This window comes from Streptomyces sp. NPDC104106 (assembly GCF_055584345.1).
In genome coordinates this window covers 56,853-71,348 of the sequence record NZ_JBVJMF010000030.1, presented here as the reverse complement: position 1 = coordinate 71,348, position 14,496 = coordinate 56,853, and the positions used below count along the sequence as shown (strand labels likewise).

At 73.8% G+C, this 14,496-nt stretch carries 13 protein-coding genes; 1 reads left to right on the top strand and 12 read right to left on the bottom strand.

What is annotated here, in order from left to right; translation table 11 throughout:
* Positions 1-165 precede the first annotated feature (165 nt).
* From ACZ60X_RS41110 to ACZ60X_RS41075, 8 genes are all read right to left on the bottom strand, one after another.
* Positions 166-2,196: a HelD family protein gene (locus ACZ60X_RS41110; protein ID WP_469610459.1), complete on the bottom strand. Its 2,031-nt coding sequence runs from the start codon at positions 2,194-2,196 to the stop codon at positions 166-168.
* Between the two features lie 50 nt (positions 2,197-2,246).
* Positions 2,247-2,861, bottom strand: coding sequence for a TetR family transcriptional regulator (locus ACZ60X_RS41105; protein WP_469610456.1), 615 nt, complete (start codon positions 2,859-2,861; stop codon positions 2,247-2,249).
* 9 nt (positions 2,862-2,870) lie between these two features.
* Complete coding sequence (locus ACZ60X_RS41100; RefSeq protein WP_469610453.1) at positions 2,871-5,156, bottom strand: phosphotransferase; 2,286 nt, start codon at positions 5,154-5,156, stop codon at positions 2,871-2,873.
* 171 nt (positions 5,157-5,327) lie between these two features.
* Entirely contained in the window at positions 5,328-6,053 is a 726-nt protein-coding gene (locus ACZ60X_RS41095; RefSeq protein ID WP_469610450.1) for an HAD family hydrolase, read from the bottom strand.
* Positions 6,053-6,907, bottom strand: a complete 855-nt coding sequence (locus ACZ60X_RS41090; RefSeq protein WP_469610479.1) for a FadR/GntR family transcriptional regulator — start codon at positions 6,905-6,907, stop codon at positions 6,053-6,055. Before ACZ60X_RS41090 ends, ACZ60X_RS41095 begins: the two co-directional genes overlap by 1 nt.
* Positions 6,908-7,092: 185 nt before the next feature.
* Positions 7,093-8,001 (bottom strand): winged helix-turn-helix domain-containing protein, encoded by a 909-nt coding sequence (locus tag ACZ60X_RS41085; protein ID WP_469610447.1) that lies wholly within the window; start codon positions 7,999-8,001, stop codon positions 7,093-7,095.
* A 329-nt stretch (positions 8,002-8,330) separates the two neighbouring features.
* Positions 8,331-9,578, bottom strand: coding sequence for a GNAT family N-acetyltransferase (locus tag ACZ60X_RS41080; RefSeq protein ID WP_469610443.1), 1,248 nt, complete (start codon positions 9,576-9,578; stop codon positions 8,331-8,333).
* A 561-nt stretch (positions 9,579-10,139) separates the two neighbouring features.
* Entirely contained in the window at positions 10,140-10,739 is a 600-nt protein-coding gene (locus ACZ60X_RS41075; RefSeq protein WP_469610440.1) for an RsiG family protein, read from the bottom strand.
* Positions 10,740-10,961: 222 nt separating this feature from the next.
* On the opposite strand from ACZ60X_RS41075, the gene dtd reads away from it, so the two are divergent.
* Entirely contained in the window at positions 10,962-11,387 is a 426-nt protein-coding gene (gene dtd, locus ACZ60X_RS41070; protein ID WP_469610437.1) for a D-aminoacyl-tRNA deacylase, read from the top strand.
* 31 nt (positions 11,388-11,418) lie between these two features.
* On the opposite strand, the gene ygfZ is transcribed toward dtd, so the two are convergent.
* The 4 genes from ygfZ to ACZ60X_RS41050 all read right to left on the bottom strand — a co-directional run.
* Positions 11,419-12,384, bottom strand: a complete 966-nt coding sequence (gene ygfZ / locus ACZ60X_RS41065) for a CAF17-like 4Fe-4S cluster assembly/insertion protein YgfZ (protein WP_469610435.1) — start codon at positions 12,382-12,384, stop codon at positions 11,419-11,421.
* 9 nt (positions 12,385-12,393) lie between these two features.
* The gene (locus ACZ60X_RS41060) at positions 12,394-12,837 is read right to left on the bottom strand and encodes a Fur family transcriptional regulator (protein WP_469610432.1); all 444 of its coding nucleotides are present in this window, start codon (positions 12,835-12,837) and stop codon (positions 12,394-12,396) included.
* Positions 12,838-12,853: 16 nt separating this feature from the next.
* The gene (locus tag ACZ60X_RS41055) at positions 12,854-13,429 is read right to left on the bottom strand and encodes a heme-binding beta-barrel domain-containing protein (RefSeq protein ID WP_469610429.1); all 576 of its coding nucleotides are present in this window, start codon (positions 13,427-13,429) and stop codon (positions 12,854-12,856) included.
* Between the two features lie 208 nt (positions 13,430-13,637).
* A partial coding sequence (locus tag ACZ60X_RS41050; protein WP_469610426.1) for a hypothetical protein occupies positions 13,638-14,496 on the bottom strand: 859 nt, incomplete at its 5' end.

The following is a 14,496-nucleotide window of genomic DNA, read 5'->3' as shown; positions in this document are numbered from 1 at the left end:
CGGCACCGGCGTCAGAACGGCAACGGGCGGGCGTGCACGACGTCCAGGCGGGACACCGCACGGGTCAGGACCACGTACAGCCGGTGCGCGCCCCGCAGGGCGGCGAGGATCCCGGGGTCGGTCAGGGCCGCGCGTCACCGGCGCCGGAGCCGCGCGGCACCGGCGTCAGAACGGCAACGGGCGGGCGTGCACGACGTCCAGGCGGGACACCGCACGGGTCAGGACCACGTACAGCCGGTGCGCGCCCCGCTCCTCCGCCGCCGCGACCGCCGCCGGTTCCACGGCCACGACGTGGTCGTACTCCAGGCCCTTCACCCTGCTCGCCGGGACGAGGGTCACCCGGGCGTCCAGCGCGTCCGGGCCGGCATGCGTGATGCCCGCGGCCGTCAGGGCGCGTGCCACGCCGGCCGCCTCGTCGTCCGCCGCCACCACGCCCACCGAGCCCTCCCGGGCCAGCGCCTCGCGGACCGCCGTCACCGTCGTACCGGGCACGTCCGTCGTCGGCCGGAGCCGCAGTTCCCCGTCCCGGCGCAGGGAGCGGGCTGCCGGGACCGGGAGGCCCAGGCGGGGCAGGAGCCGGTTGGCGAGGGCCACCACGGCCTCGGGGACGCGGAAGCCGGTGGTCAGCGGCACCACGGCCGCGTCGGGTTTGCCGAGGTGGCGCAGCTGGACGGACCAGTCGCGGGCGGCCCACGGGGTGGTGCCCTGGGCGAGGTCGCCGAGGACCGTCAGCGAGCCGAAGGCCGCCCGGCGGGCGATGGCCCGGCACTCCATGGGTGACAGGTCCTGCGCCTCGTCCACCACGATGTGCCCGTACCCCTCGGGGTGTTCGACCAGCCCGGCCAGCTCGTCCAGCAGCACCAGGTCGGCGGCCGACCAGCGGGCCGACCGGTACGAGCGCGGCGGGCGGGACCAGAGCAGCGCCGACTGCTCGGCGGGGTCCAGCAGGCCGTCCGCCGCCCGGGCCAACGCCGCGCCGTCCGCGAGGAGTTCGGCGAGCACCTCCTCCGGGCGGGCCTTCGGCCAGACGGCGTCCAGGCACTCCTTCAGCGGCCCGCACCGTTCGACGCGGCGCGCCCAGGCGGCGGGCAGCACCCCGGTGCGCCGCTCGCCGCGCTCGCGCAGCAGCCCCACCACCCGGGTGCGCACCCGCTCGCGCCCGATGGCGTACGGCGGCTCCTCGGCGCGCACCCGCGCGACGATCCCGGCGAGTTCGGCGGCGGGAAGGCGCCAGCGGTAGGAGCCGTCGGGCACGGCGAGGTCGGCGACGCCCTCGGCGCTCACCCGCGCGTACAGCGCCCGGCGCAGCACCTCGGCCATGCGGGCGTCGTGCTTGACCAGGGCGGCGGCCGGGGTGTCGGTGGCCCTGGCCGGCTGCCGGCCGATCTCTTCCGGCAGGGTCGCCTGCCGGACGCCCGACTCGCCCAGGGCGGGCAGTACCTCGGCGATGTAGCGGAGGAAGGTGCGGTTGGGGCCGAGGATCAGCAGGCCGGCCCGCCGCAGTCGTTCGGGGTGGGTGTAGAGCAGGTACGCGGCGCGGTGCAGTCCGACGGCGGTCTTGCCGGTGCCGGGGGCGCCCTGGACGCAGACCGAGTCGGTGAGGGGAGCGCGGACGAGGTCGTCCTGTTCGGGCTGGATGGTGGCGGCGATGTCCCGCATGGGGCCGACCCGGGGCCGCTCGATCTCGCGGGCGACGAGGTCGCCGCCCCCGGACTCGCCCCGGCCCAGGTGCTCGTCCTCCAGTCCGGTGAGGTCGGCGCGGTCGCCGGCACTGCCCGGTGCCCAGCCGAACCGGCGCCGTACCTCCACGCCCTGCGGGTCGCGGGCGCTCGCCTGGTAGAAGGCGCGGGAGACGGGGGCCCGCCAGTCGACGACCAGGGGCGGGGCGGCCGGGTCGGCGGTGATGCGCAGGCGGCCGACGTGGTAGGCGGCCCCGCCGTGCTCGGGGTGGTGCCCGGCGAAGTCCAGCCGGCCGAAGAACAGCGGGCCCGGCGGGAGTTCCCGCATGGCCTTGGCCCGGCTGCGCAGGCGGTGGCCGAGCACCTCGGCGTCGGCGCCGGAGGCGGAGACGTCCTCACCGGCGACCACCTGCTCGGCGGCACCCTCGACCATCGCGGTGAGGGCGGCACGGCAGGTGTCGTGGTAGGCGCGCTCGGTGTGCAGGGCGTCCGTGAGGGCGGGGTCGAGTGACGTCATGACGCCACCGTACCGCCAAAATGTTACTCGGTTACATTTTTAACCGGCTATCAATCGCGGGCCCTCGGCTGCGGCAGAGCGGCCGCCAGCCGCGCGAAGGCCCGCTCGGCGGCCCGTACGGCGTCCGGCGCCACCGCCTCGGCCGGCTCCCCCGCCGCGATCCGCCGGAAGTTCTCCAGCGCGAGGATCCGCTGGACGGCGATGATCTGCCCGGCCGCGAGCCGCGCGTCCAGATCCCCGCCGAGCGCCTCGGCGAGCGCCGCCTCCGACCGCTCCTGGTGCCGGTACGCCCGCGCCACCAGGGAGGGGGTGCCGTAGAGCAGGGTGTGGAAGGCGAGCACCTGGGGATGGCCGTTCAGCCCGGTGACCGGATCGCGCCGCTCCAGCCCGGCGAGGAAGTGCCGGCGCAGCGCGTCCACGGGATCGTCCTCCCCCGTGACCACGCGGGCGGCCTCCGTCTCGTGGTCCGCGATCCGGTGCAGGACCAGGTCCTCCTTGGCCGGGAAGTACCGGAAGAGGGTCGGCTTGGAGATCCCGGCCGCCGCCGCGACCTCGGCGACGGACACCGCGTCGAAGCCGCGCTCCAGGAACAGCCGTACGGCGATGTCCGACACGTCCTGGTACATCTGCCGCTTCTTGCGCTCGCGCAGGCCCATCTCACCCATGGACCGAGCCTATGCGGGACCGCCGGGTCGGACGGGCCGGGCCAGGGCGGCCGGCAGGGCGGCGGGCAGGGACGGCTCGGGGCGCCGCCGCCGGGACGACAGGCCCAGGGAGGCGGTGGCGGCGGCCAGGGTCATGCCGTACGAGTCGAGCGCGCGGCGCACGTTGGGAGCGTCCAGGCTCGTTCCGGTGACCAGGCGGTCGAGGTCGACGTAGGCCGAGCGGACGATCTCGAGCCAGCGGTACACCCGCCAGTCCTCCTGCCAGTTCTTCGTGAACCGCGCGGGCAGCCGGGCGTCCCAGCGGCGGAACATGCGGTCGCGGATCTCCGGGCGGGTCGGGGTGAGGTGCATGTGCCGGACCAGCTCGTACAGCGGGTCCCCGACCACGGTCATCTCCCAGTCGATCAGGGTGAGCGCCGGGCCGCCGCCGTCCCGGCGGACCAGGTTCCAGGGGTTGAGGTCGCCGTGCAGCAGGGCGGGGTCGCGGTCGGTGACCCGGTGCCGGGCGAGGATCTCGCGCAGCCGGGGCGCGTCGGGCAGGCCGAGGAAGCGGGCCGCCTGCTGGGACTCCTTCGGCAGGCCGGCGACCAGCGCCACGAGCTGACCGCTGAGCCAGGCGTGGAAACCGCCCCGGCGCCAGTCGTGGAACCCGGGCCGTCCGGCCACCGGGGCCACCGCCGCGTGGTCCACGGTCGTCAGCGCGGCCAGCTGGTCGACCAGGCAGTCCGCCTCGTGCGGGCGCAGCCCGTGCACCGGATGCTCGGGCCGGCGCCCGGGATCGCGCCCGCCCTCGTAGGTGTGCACGGCGAACAGGTCGCCCCGGTAGGAGTGTTCCGGGTCGGTGGCGTGGCTCTCCCCGAGGGCCAGCACCCGGGGCGCCGCCACGGCCGCCCCCGACCGCTCGATCGCCGCGAGCACGGCGTGCTCGCTGAGAAAGCCGACCTCCCGCCGCAGCACGACGGCCACCTCCCGGCGTACGACGACGGGAAATCCGGTGCCGGGCACCTGGACGACGGTGTTGAGATGCGTGGCCCCCTTGAACACCCGCCCCTCCGGCGCCGCCCCCTCCAGCAACAGCGCCTCACGAACGGCGGCCCGTGGAAACCCGGGATGCTCCGAAACCCGCGGATCAGGCGTCCACCCGATCCCCCACCCGCCCGCACCCGGTGACGAGAGCCGGGCAGGCTGGGCGGGGCGGCGCCCGGCGGACGCCCCCCGCCGGAACAGCACCCTCTCGATCTCCCCCCGCTCCGGCACCCGCCCCAGCCGCAACGCACCGGCTCCCCGCCGCAACGCCGTGTGGACAGCGGCCGTGGCCGCCTCCAGGGCGCCCCGGTCGAAGGCCTCCTCCAGACCGCGCACGGCCCGCAGCACGTCCGCGTACAAGGACCGCGCGTGCTCGAAGGCGACGTAGTGCCGCAGGTCCTTGCCGAGCCCGGCGACGGCCGCGGGCCGCACCCGGCGCACGGCCTCCTCCCAGGCCCCGACGACCTCGGGCCACTGCTGCTCGGGGTACCGCATCCGTACCAGGTGCACCGCGAGGTCGTGCAACGGGTCGCCGTGACCGGCCAGTTCCCAGTCCACGCACATCAGCGGCCCGGCGGCCGGCACGAGCAGCGTGCCGCCGTGCAGGTCGCCGTGGAAGAGGCCGTACGGCCGCCGGGTCATCGCCGGGACCCGCTCGGCGAACCGCAGCAGCGCGTCCTCGGGCACCCCGAGCGCCACGAACAGCCCGCCGTAGCGGTGCCGGTCGGGCCGGCGGATCTGCTGGTCGGCCTGGTGGGCGAGGGCGCGCAGAAAGCCCTGGGAGTCGGTGTGGTTGCCGGGCCAGCCAGCGGGCACCGGCGGCAGGGCGGCCCCCCGCACCTGCGCCACCGCCGCCAGCAGCCCCGCCAGCTGCCTCACCAGGCCCGCACCGACCGGCTCCCCGGGGGCCCGCAGCCGGTCCAGCCGGTCCAGCCCGGTGCCCTCGGCGTGGCCGAGTACGGCGAAGTCCTCGCCGGACAGCAGTACTTCGGGCACCTGAGGCCGCGGCAGCACGGCCCCGACCGCGCGCAGGACCACCGTCTCGTCCGGCCAGGTCCGGATCGCCGGCGCCTGCGCACCGGCCCGCCGCACCCGTACCGTCACCGGCGTGCCCGCCGCCCGGCCGAGCCGGCGGGCCACCGGCCCGGTCAGCGGCACGACGTGGTCGTCGTACGCCCGGCCGGACCGCACCGGAGGCGTCGCCCGCGCACGGGCCAGGAGCTGCTGGACGACGACGTCCGCGGCTCGGGGGACAGACGGTGCGCCCACGGGCCGCTCCAGGTCGATCGCGCCACAGCAACAGGGAACCACGGGAAGGAAGGAGGGAGCCGGCCGCCGAGGACCGGCTCGTACCCGTTCCCTGCGCGCGCGTGCGCACCCGCCGCTCGCGGCGCCGCGAGTGCGCGCGAGTCCGGGCGGTGGCCCGGACTCGTCGGCATGCTAGCCCACCGGACGACCGCTCCGGAGCAGCGTCAGGACGGGTTCGAGCGACTGTACGACCAGCTCGGCACCCGCCGCGCGCAGCGCCCGCTCCTTGCCGTCGTCACGCGCGTAGCCGAGGAACGGAACGCCCGCTTCCCCGGCCGCGGCCAGGTCCGAGACGGCGTCGCCGATCATCAGGGCGGCCTCGGGCGGGGCGCCCATCGCGCTCAGCGCGCGGTGCAGGCAGTGCGGGTGCGGCTTGAGGTGGTGCAACTGCCCGGTACGGCCGTACAGGTGAGGGGCGAAGCAGCCGGTGAGGCCGCGCGTGTCCAGGTAGGTGCGGACCGCGCGGGGCGAGTTGTTGGTGGTGACGGCCAGCCGGGCGCCGACGGCCGTCCAGGTGCGGATCAGCGGGTCGGCGTAGGCGGTGGGCAGGGCGGAGGCGGCGGCCCGCAGCTCCTCCTGGGTGAGCCGCTCCTCCAGCCCGGCGACGAGGTCGCTGCCCGGCCGCCGGCGGCCGACGGCGCGCAGCACCACCTGCGGGTCCAGGGTCTCCCGCTCGGCGTCGGTGAGCAGCCCGCGCAGGCCCTGGCGCTGCAGCCACTCCACCAGATCGGCGGCCACCAGCGACGCCCGGCGCCCGGCGAACAGCCGGCAGATCGGCCCGTCGAAGTCCCACAGCACGAAACGGGCCGGTGTGATCAGTTCCCGAAGCTTCTCGATCGCGTTCGCATCAGAAGTCACTAGGAGAGTGTCAGGTCCGTCGTGATGGTTTCCCAGAGGGCGTCGAACCACTTCTGCGATTGCTCCACGAACGCGGCGTCCCGCTGCCCGGAGCGCCGCTCGAAGGAGAAGAGGAGGGACTCCGAGCCCAGGGTGTCCCACATCTCCAGCGTGCCGCTGTCGGTCGGCTCCTCGCGCCGGCTGATCATGTAGTGCGCGAACAGCGCCTCCACCCCGTTGAGCAGGTACAGCTTCACCGGCGGCGTGAACGGCAGCGCCCGGAAGGTCACCTGGACGTCGATGTCGTGGGTGCCGCGCAGCGCCTGGAGGTTGTACTGGAGCACCTGGCCCTGGGCGTTGCGCATCGCCAGCCAGCGCTGGTGCACGACGTCGTCCTCCTCGCTCCCGGCGTCGACCGAGACGGGGAAGGCGAGGTTGATGTCCCGGCTGGGCAGCAGGATGCGGGCGTCTATCTTGGCGGGCGCGAGCCGCCCCTCGTGGATCAGCCGGAGCGGCTCGCCGAGCGCGGGGATCAGGCTCTGCGCGGTCAGGCAGACGGCGTCGATGCGCACGTGCGGCGCCGAGAACGCCTCGGTCAGCCGGGGCGCGAGCGCCACCATGGTGGGCTGCGGCCCCTCGTCGGTCTCGCGCGGCTGGGCGACCCGCGGCGGACTGCCCTTGCTGACACCGCTGAGCAGCCCGTCCTCCTGGAGCACCCGCAGCGCCTGGCGCACGGCACCGCGCTCGACGCCGAACTCGTCGGCCAGCACGGCCTGCGTCGGCAGCCGCGCCCCCGGCCGCAGGGCACCCGTGCGGATGCGTTCGCGCAGGGTGTCGGCGATCTCCTGCGGCGTGCGTCGTCTGCTGCCGTTCACTGCCCGTTGCCCCCGAGTCACGTCCGAACGCTACAACTCTGATCCATCCAGGGAGGGTTGCCCAGAAGTTGTACGTCCAAGGCTGCCAAGCACGCTCAAGTTGGCCGAAGTTGGCGCCCAGCACCTGCCCGGTGACTATGCACCCCTCGGCGCCCCTCGGCACCTCCCAGTGCCTCCCGGCGCTCCTACGCGCCGAAGCGCAGCTCCGAGCTGATCGTCCCCCACAGCGCGTCGAACCACCGCCGCGACTGCTCCACGAACGCCGCGTCCCGCGTCCCGGACCGGCCCTCGAACGCGAACAGCATCGAGCGCGTGCCGTCGGCGTCGTACAGTTCCAGGTGCTCGTGCTCGATCTCCCGCTCACCGCGCTTGAGCGTGTAGTAGGCGAACAGCGCTTCCGAGCCGTTGAGCAGGTACAGCTTCACGGGCGGGGTGAACGGCAGCGCCCGGAAGGTGACGTGGACGTCGATGCCGTGCGTGGTGAGCAGGGCCAGCAGGTTCTGCCGCAGCACCTGGCCCTGGGCGTTGCGCTGGGCCAGCCAGCGCCGGTGCAGCAGTCCGCCGTCGTCGGCGGCCACCGGCGCCGGGAAGGCGAGGTCGATGTCCCGGCTGGGCAGCAGCACCCGGACATCGATCTTGGCCGGTTTCAGCCGCCCCGCGTGGATCTGCCGCAGGGGCTCGCCGACGGCGAGGGTGAGCGAGACGGAGGTCAGGCACAGGGCGTCGATCCGCACGTGCGGCGCGGCGAAGGCGGCCGCGATGCGCGGCGCGAGCCCCGCCATGGTGGGCTGCGGCGCGGCGGCCGGCCCGGGGACGAAAGCCGCAGGCCCGGGCATGGGCGCCACGGTGGCGGGGCTGCCCTTGGAGACGTTGGTGAGAAGCCGCTCGGCCTGGAGGATGCCCAGCGCCCGCCGTACGGCCGCGCGCTCGACACCGAACTCGTCGGCCAGCTCGGCCTGCGTGGGCATGCGCTGGCCCGGCCGCAGCTGGCCGGACCTGATCCGGCCGCGCAGTTCGTCGGCGATGTCGCGATGGGACGAGCGGGACCGCTGTGACCTCGTCCGTCCACTGGCGGAGACGTGCTCCGGGTCCACAGCCGAACAGTACAACTTCCCGCCAACTTCCGGCAGTTCGCCGACAGCCGGTTATGAGCCGCTTCCGCGCGGAGATAAGTACAGTGAAGTTGGCTGCCAACTTGCCCGACATGGTCGAGCTTCCCAGTGGTTGGCCGACCGGGCTTCCTTCCGGAGGGGAGCCGGGAGCCCGGACAGGGGACGGCCACCGAAGCGCACAGCCACAACTGAACACGACATGGCACAGCCACAACTGAACACCGCACAGCACAGCCACAACTGAACAGATCGCTACGGATCACCATCATGAACAGCCAGGGGCAGCCGGACGAAGGGAAGCGAGGGAAGCATCAGAAGAGGTCCGGGCACCACGGGAGCCCGGGCGAGCGGAACAGGGCGTCGGCCTTCCGGGCGGCGCCCTCTCGTTCTTCCCGCACCCGCCCGAGCGCGGCCAGCCGCCTCAACGACTCCCCGCCGAGCCACACGCTGCCCAACTCCCCTATGCCGAGGGTGAGGTCCGCGCTCTGGGTGGTCGCCGTGCAGGAGCCGCCCTCGGGCGAGCCCTCCAGCCGGAACCGCCCGCCGGCCGTCCCGTCCGGGTCGACGACCTCCAGGACGACGGCACCGGACGCCTCGTACGTCCGCGCCTCCAGGGCCCGTACGACGTCCAGGATCCGCAGCCACAGCCAGTCCGAGTGCACGGTGATGCGCGCCGCGCGGGGGTCGGGCAGGAGCTGGGGCAGCAGGTCGTCCGGGGCGCGTCCGTCACTCTTCACCTTCGCCACCCAGTCGACCGAGCAGAGGTAGTGCCACAGGGACCGCTCGGCCGCCGGGGTGGTGGCGAGCAGCCAGTCCACGGCGAGCGTGTTCTCGGGCTGGTTGCCCTCCCAGCGGTCCTCGGCGCGGTACGCGACCAGGCCCTCGACGTCACCGGAGGCGGAGCGGTGGACGGCGAAGTACGGCTCGCTCCAGGACGGGCCTGCGCCGAGCGCACCGGTCGCCGCCTCCCACCACGCCGGCACCCGGCTGACCGCGCCGGGCCGGCCCGCGCGGAACCGCTCGTGCAGCGCCGGTCCGAGTGCGCGGACCTCGGCGCCGCCGACCAGATCGATCCGGCCGCCGTCCGCCGGACCGGACCAGCGCCCGTCGAGGCCCGCCCGGGCCAGCTCCACGGTCCACTCGGCGGTCCAGGTCGCCGGGCCGAAGCCGTACCGCCCGTAGATCGGGTACTCGGCGGCGACCAGCGTGGCGACGACGTCGCCACGCTCCTTCGCCGCCGCGAGGTCGCGGCTCATCATGCGGGTGAGCAGGCCCTGACGGCGGTGCGTGGGGCTGACGGTGACGGCGGAGACGGCGTTCGCGGGGACGAACGCGCCGCCCACCGCGGTGAGTTCCTGCGGGAAGGACCGGAAGGTCGCCACGCACCGCTCGCCGTCGAAGGCCCCGAGCAACCGGGACGCCCCCTCGCCGTCCGTCCGGCGGTTGCGCTCCACCTGCCCGGGGCTCGGTGTGGGCGGCCGCAGGAAGCCGGTGTTCACGGCCCGCAGCCAGTTCTCGTACTCGGACTCATCGACGGTGCGTACGTCCACGTCGCTCATCGCCACACGATAAACAGGCCCCCCACCCGCTGTCGCCCGCTTATCCCCCGCCCCCGCCGGCACCGGCTCACCCGCGAGGCCCCCTCGCCCGCCGACGCCGGCTCCCGCCACCCGCCGACGCCCGGCCGGCCTGCCGGCGACCGGTCATCCACCCACACGCCCGCCCACCGACGCCAGCTCGCCTGCCGGCGACCGGTCGTCCACCGATGCGCCCGCCCACCAGCCCCACTCACCCACCGACGCCCACCTGCCCACCGACACGCGCTAGCCCGCGAGTACTGCTCCCCTGCCGGCGACCACTCGTCCACCGACACGCCCGCCCACCAGCCCCACTCACCCACCGACGCCCACCTGCCCACCGACACGCGCTAGCCCGCGAGTACTGCTCCCCTGCCGGCGACCACTCGTCCACCGACACGCCCGCCCACCGGCCCCACTCACCCACCGACACAGGCACGCCCGCCAGCGCCCGGCTGGCCACCGACGCGCCCAGTCCCCCGCCGACGCCGACCGCCCACCGGCACCCGCCTCGTCACCGGGCGCCCGCTCCCGCTCCCGCTGTCAGGACAGCAGGTCGTCCACCTGGGCCTCGCCCACCCGGTACCGGCGGGCGATCTCCGCGCTGCACTCGTCGGTGGTCCGCTGGAGCCGCTGGCGGCGGCGCGAGACCTCCTGTTCGTAGCGCACCAACCGGCCCATGGCGCTGTTCAGTTCGAGGTCGGTGCGGGCCGCGAGGTCGCTCAGCTCGACCTCGCCGAGCATCTCGGCGGCCAGTTGCCGGTACTCCTCGTTGTGCGGGGTGCCGAGCGTGACGTGGCGGGCCGAGGAGCGGTGCCGGGCCGGAGCGTCCTTCAGGATCTCCGGCAGCCGGTCCACCACGGAGCCGTCGGCCGGCGGGGGCACGGACGCCCGGCCGCGCCGGCACAGCTCCGCGCGCAGGATGTCGATCCGCCCCTGGAGCAGCCGCCGCACATAACTGAGGTCCGCCTCGTCCCGCTGGGCGTCCCGGCGCAGGGTGCGCAGCTCGGGCAGGCTGAGCCGGGCGAGATCGTGCTCGCGGGGCTCGCCGGGCACCGCGGGAGCGGGGGCGGCGTCGCCACGCTGGACGGGCGGCCGGCACGGCACGCCCGGCATGCCCGAGACCTCCGGCCCCCCCGGCATGCCCGCCGTCTCCTGCGTCCCGTGTGTGCTCAACCACCCGCTGGTGCTCGGTGTGCTCATGGTGCTGGTGAACCGTCCCCTCGACCGGCGTGTGGAAAGCATCGTGCCACCCCAAGCGACCCCTATGTGACCGAGTGCCCCCGAACAGCCCCAGATGGGCGGTAAGGGATTGATAATGGACCGCCCGTGACCGCGCGCGGGGCACCCGGCATGATGGTCCGCATGCGAGCGGTGGTACAGCGGGTGGACGGCGCGAGCGTCGTCGTGGACGGCGAGACGGTGGGCGCGATCGAGGGCGAGGGGCTGTGCGTCCTCGTCGGGGTGACCCACGAGGACACCAAGGAGAAGGCGGCCCAGCTGGCGCGCAAGCTGTGGTCGATCCGGATGCTCCGGGACGAGCGGTCCTGCAGCGACATCGACGCCCCGCTGCTGGTCGTCAGCCAGTTCACGCTCTACGGCGACGCGCGCAAGGGCCGCCGCCCCACCTGGAACGCGGCGGCCCCGGGCGACGTCGCCGAGCCCCTGGTCGAAGAGGTCGTCGCCCAGCTGCGTGCCCTGGGGGCCACGGTGGCGACTGGCCGGTTCGGCGCCCGGATGCGGGTGTCACTGACGAACGACGGCCCGTTCACGGTGCTGCTGGAGATCTAGGGCCTGTTGGGGCACTGGGTACCGGCAGCGCCTACGGCTCGACCACGACCTCCTGCGCGGCGGCGGTGTTCCCCGCGACCAGCCGCGCGTCGACGGGCACGTTCCGCTTCACCAGCGCGAGCGCGACGGGCCCCAGCTCATGGTGGCGTACGGACGTCGTCACGAACCCGATCCTGCGCCCGTCGGGCCCCTCGTCCGCGAGCCGGATCCCGGTGCCCGGCACCGGCAGGTGCACCTCGCTGCCGTCCAGGTGCAGGAAGACCAGCCGGCGCGGCGGCTTGCCCAGGTTCTGCACCCGGGCCACGGTCTCCTGGCCCCGGTAGCAGCCCTTCTGCAGATGCACGGCCGTACCGATCCAGCCCAGCTCGTGCGGAATGGTCCGGTGGTCGGTCTCGAAGCCGAGCCGGGGCTGGTGGTGCTCGACGCGCAGCGCCTCGTGGGCGAGGATCCCGGCGGCGGGCCCGTGCGCCTCGGCGAAGGACTCCAGCTCCGCACGGGGCAGGAACAGATCGCGGCCGTACGGGGTCTCCCGTACGACGACGCCCTCCGGCACCTCGGCGATGGACCCGGCGGGCAGGTGGACGACCGCGAAGTCCGCCGTCCGGTCGGCGACCTCCACCCGGTAGAAGAACTTCATCGACTCCAGGTACGCGATCAGCGCGTCCTGCGTCCCGGGTTCCACGTGCGCCCACACGGTCGTCCCGTCGTCGACCAGGTACAGCGCGTGCTCGATGTGGCCGTGCGCGGACAGGATCAGCGCCTCGGTGGCCTGGCCGGCCGGCAGTTCGCTGACGTGCTGGGTGAGCAGCAGGTGCAGCCAGCTCAGCCGGTCGTCGCCGGTGACGGTGAGGGCGCCGCGATGGGACAGGTCCACGAATCCGTCGCCGTCGGCGAGGGCGCGCTGCTCGCGGAACAGGTCGCCGTAGTGCGCGGCGACACCTTCGTCCACACCCTCGGCGGGGACGGCGCCGGGCAGGGACAGCAGAGGGCTCTTCATACGGCCAGCCTACGACGCGGTAGTTGAACTCTTCAGCTTCAGCGAGCAGTCCTGGCAGCGGCCGAAGATCGCGAAGTGCTTCATGTCGGTGTCGAACCCGAACTGCGCCCGCAGCTTCGCCGTGAACTCGGCGGCGACGTCCACATCGGCCTCGATCACGCTCTCGCAGTCCCGGCACACCAGGTGCAGATGGTGGTGCCGGTCGGCGAGGTGATACGTGGGCGCCCCGTGCCCGAGGTGGGCATGGCTGACCAGGCCCAGCTCCTCCAGCAGCTCCAAGGTCCGGTAGACCGTGGAAATGTTGACCCCCGACGCCGTCTTCTTCACTTCCGTGAGGATGTCGTCGGGGGTCGCGTGCTCCAGGGTGTCCACGGCTTCGAGCACAAGCTGCCGCTGCGGCGTCAGCCGGTAGCCGCGCTGCCTGAGGTCACTCTTCCAGTCGGTGCTCACCACACCGACGAGTCTATGACTACTTGAAGAAGGCGATGCCGTCGTCCGGCATGTCGTCCGGGAGGGCCTTGGCCCAGCGTTCGACGTCCTCGGGGGTGACGACCTTCTTCAGGTGGGCCGACATGTAGGGACGCAGCTCGACGTCCGGGGTCTGCTTCTCGCCGACCCACATCAGGTCGCTCTTGACGTAGCCGTAGAGCCGCTTGCCACCGCTGTACGGCTGCGCGCCGGCGGTGCGGGCGACGGCGTCCGTGACCAGGTCGATCTGCGGCTTCTTGTCGGCCATCTCGCCGTACCAGATCTCGATGACACCGTCGTCGCGGGTCATCGTCACCTCGACCTTGCGGTCGGCGTCGATCCGCCAGAAGCCGGACTCCGACTCCAGCGGGCGGACCTTGTTGCCGTCGTTGTCCAGCACCCAGGTGCGGGAGTGGTACTCCAGGAAGTCCCGCCCGTCGTGGGTGAAGCTGACCTCCTGGCCGAAGTTGCACTTCTGGGAGCCGGGGAAGTCGTGCACGCCCGCGCCGGCCCAGTTGCCGAGCAGGAAGGCGAGCGGGACGAGGTCCTTGTGCAGGTCGGACGGGATCTCGATCATGGTCGGCAAGCTTTCCTAGACGTGGTTCAGCGCTGGCCCTGGTACAGCTTCTTCACGGTCAGACCGGCGAAGGCGAGCACGCCGACGCAGACCAGGACCAGCAGGGTTTCGAAGAAGATCTCCACGGGTGCTCCTTGAGCGAGGGTGGGCATACGACAGAGCCGGGCCCCAGCTTACGCGGCCGGGACCCGGCCCTCTTGGCGAGGTATCACTCCAGCAGTTCCGTCTGCAGGACCACCGTCTGCTGGAACGGGATCTCCTTCGCGCCGCCCGTGCGGGACTGCACGACGAGGGCGATGACGTCACCGGCGGTGAGGTAGGCCTGCCGGACCTGCTCCGCCCCGTACGGCTTCGCTTCGGCGTACGCGCTCAGCAGGACGTCGTCGTGTCCGGCGTCCGCCGGGATCGAGTCGTCCATGGTGTTCGCGGGCGCCCCGCGCAGGGCGTACGTCGGGTTCTGGTACCCGGAGAACTCCTGCGCCTGGACCTCGCTCGCGATCTGGCCGCTCTCGAACTGCAGCAGGTAGACCCGGGTCCGGGTGCCGTCCGGCGTGGTCCAGCCGCGTGCGGCGATGTGCCGGAGGCCGTGGTCGACGAGTGCTCCCCGGAGGGTGTCCCGGTCGTCCTTGTTCGCGTACTCCGCGAGGAACAGCTCCGGCTTCACCCACCCGTGGTCACCGGCGAGCGCGGGGTCGGCCTTGGCACCCTTCGGCGCGGGCAGCACGAGCGTGCGCAGGTCGGCGTAGTGGATGTCCGCGTCGTTCCGTTCGGCGAAGGGGGCCGGGCGGTCGGCGGGCAGGGGTGGCCGGACGATCCGGGGGTAGTCCCAGCGGCCGTCCGAGCGGGTGGCGAGACCGGGGAGGTCGCCGCGCTCGGCGCGCGTGACGGCGTACGCCGTGGACGCCCCGGTCGCCGCGAAGACCAGCAGCGCCGCGGTCCACCGCAGGACGCTCCGCGGGATCCGCCCCCCGACCCGCCGACCCGCCCCGTCCTGGGGGCGGCCCTCGGCGTGCGGCTGGCTCTGCGGCCCAGCCTCCGACTCGGGCCGAGCCTCGGTGAGCGGGTCG

Bases quoted from the DNA above. Each gene is read 5' to 3' on its own strand.
- ACZ60X_RS41110 (WP_469610459.1), bottom strand. From the start codon at position 2,196: ATGACGTCACTCGACCCCGCCCTCACGGACGCCCTGCACACCGAGCGC.
- ACZ60X_RS41105 (WP_469610456.1), bottom strand. From the start codon at position 2,861: ATGGGTGAGATGGGCCTGCGCGAGCGCAAGAAGCGGCAGATGTACCAG.
- ACZ60X_RS41080 (WP_469610443.1), bottom strand. From the start codon at position 9,578: ATGAGCGACGTGGACGTACGCACCGTCGATGAGTCCGAGTACGAGAAC.
- ACZ60X_RS41075 (WP_469610440.1), bottom strand. From the start codon at position 10,739: ATGCCGGGGGGGCCGGAGGTCTCGGGCATGCCGGGCGTGCCGTGCCGG.
- dtd (WP_469610437.1), top strand. From the start codon at position 10,962: ATGCGAGCGGTGGTACAGCGGGTGGACGGCGCGAGCGTCGTCGTGGAC.
- ygfZ (WP_469610435.1), bottom strand. From the start codon at position 12,384: ATGAAGAGCCCTCTGCTGTCCCTGCCCGGCGCCGTCCCCGCCGAGGGT.
- ACZ60X_RS41055 (WP_469610429.1), bottom strand. From the start codon at position 13,429: ATGATCGAGATCCCGTCCGACCTGCACAAGGACCTCGTCCCGCTCGCC.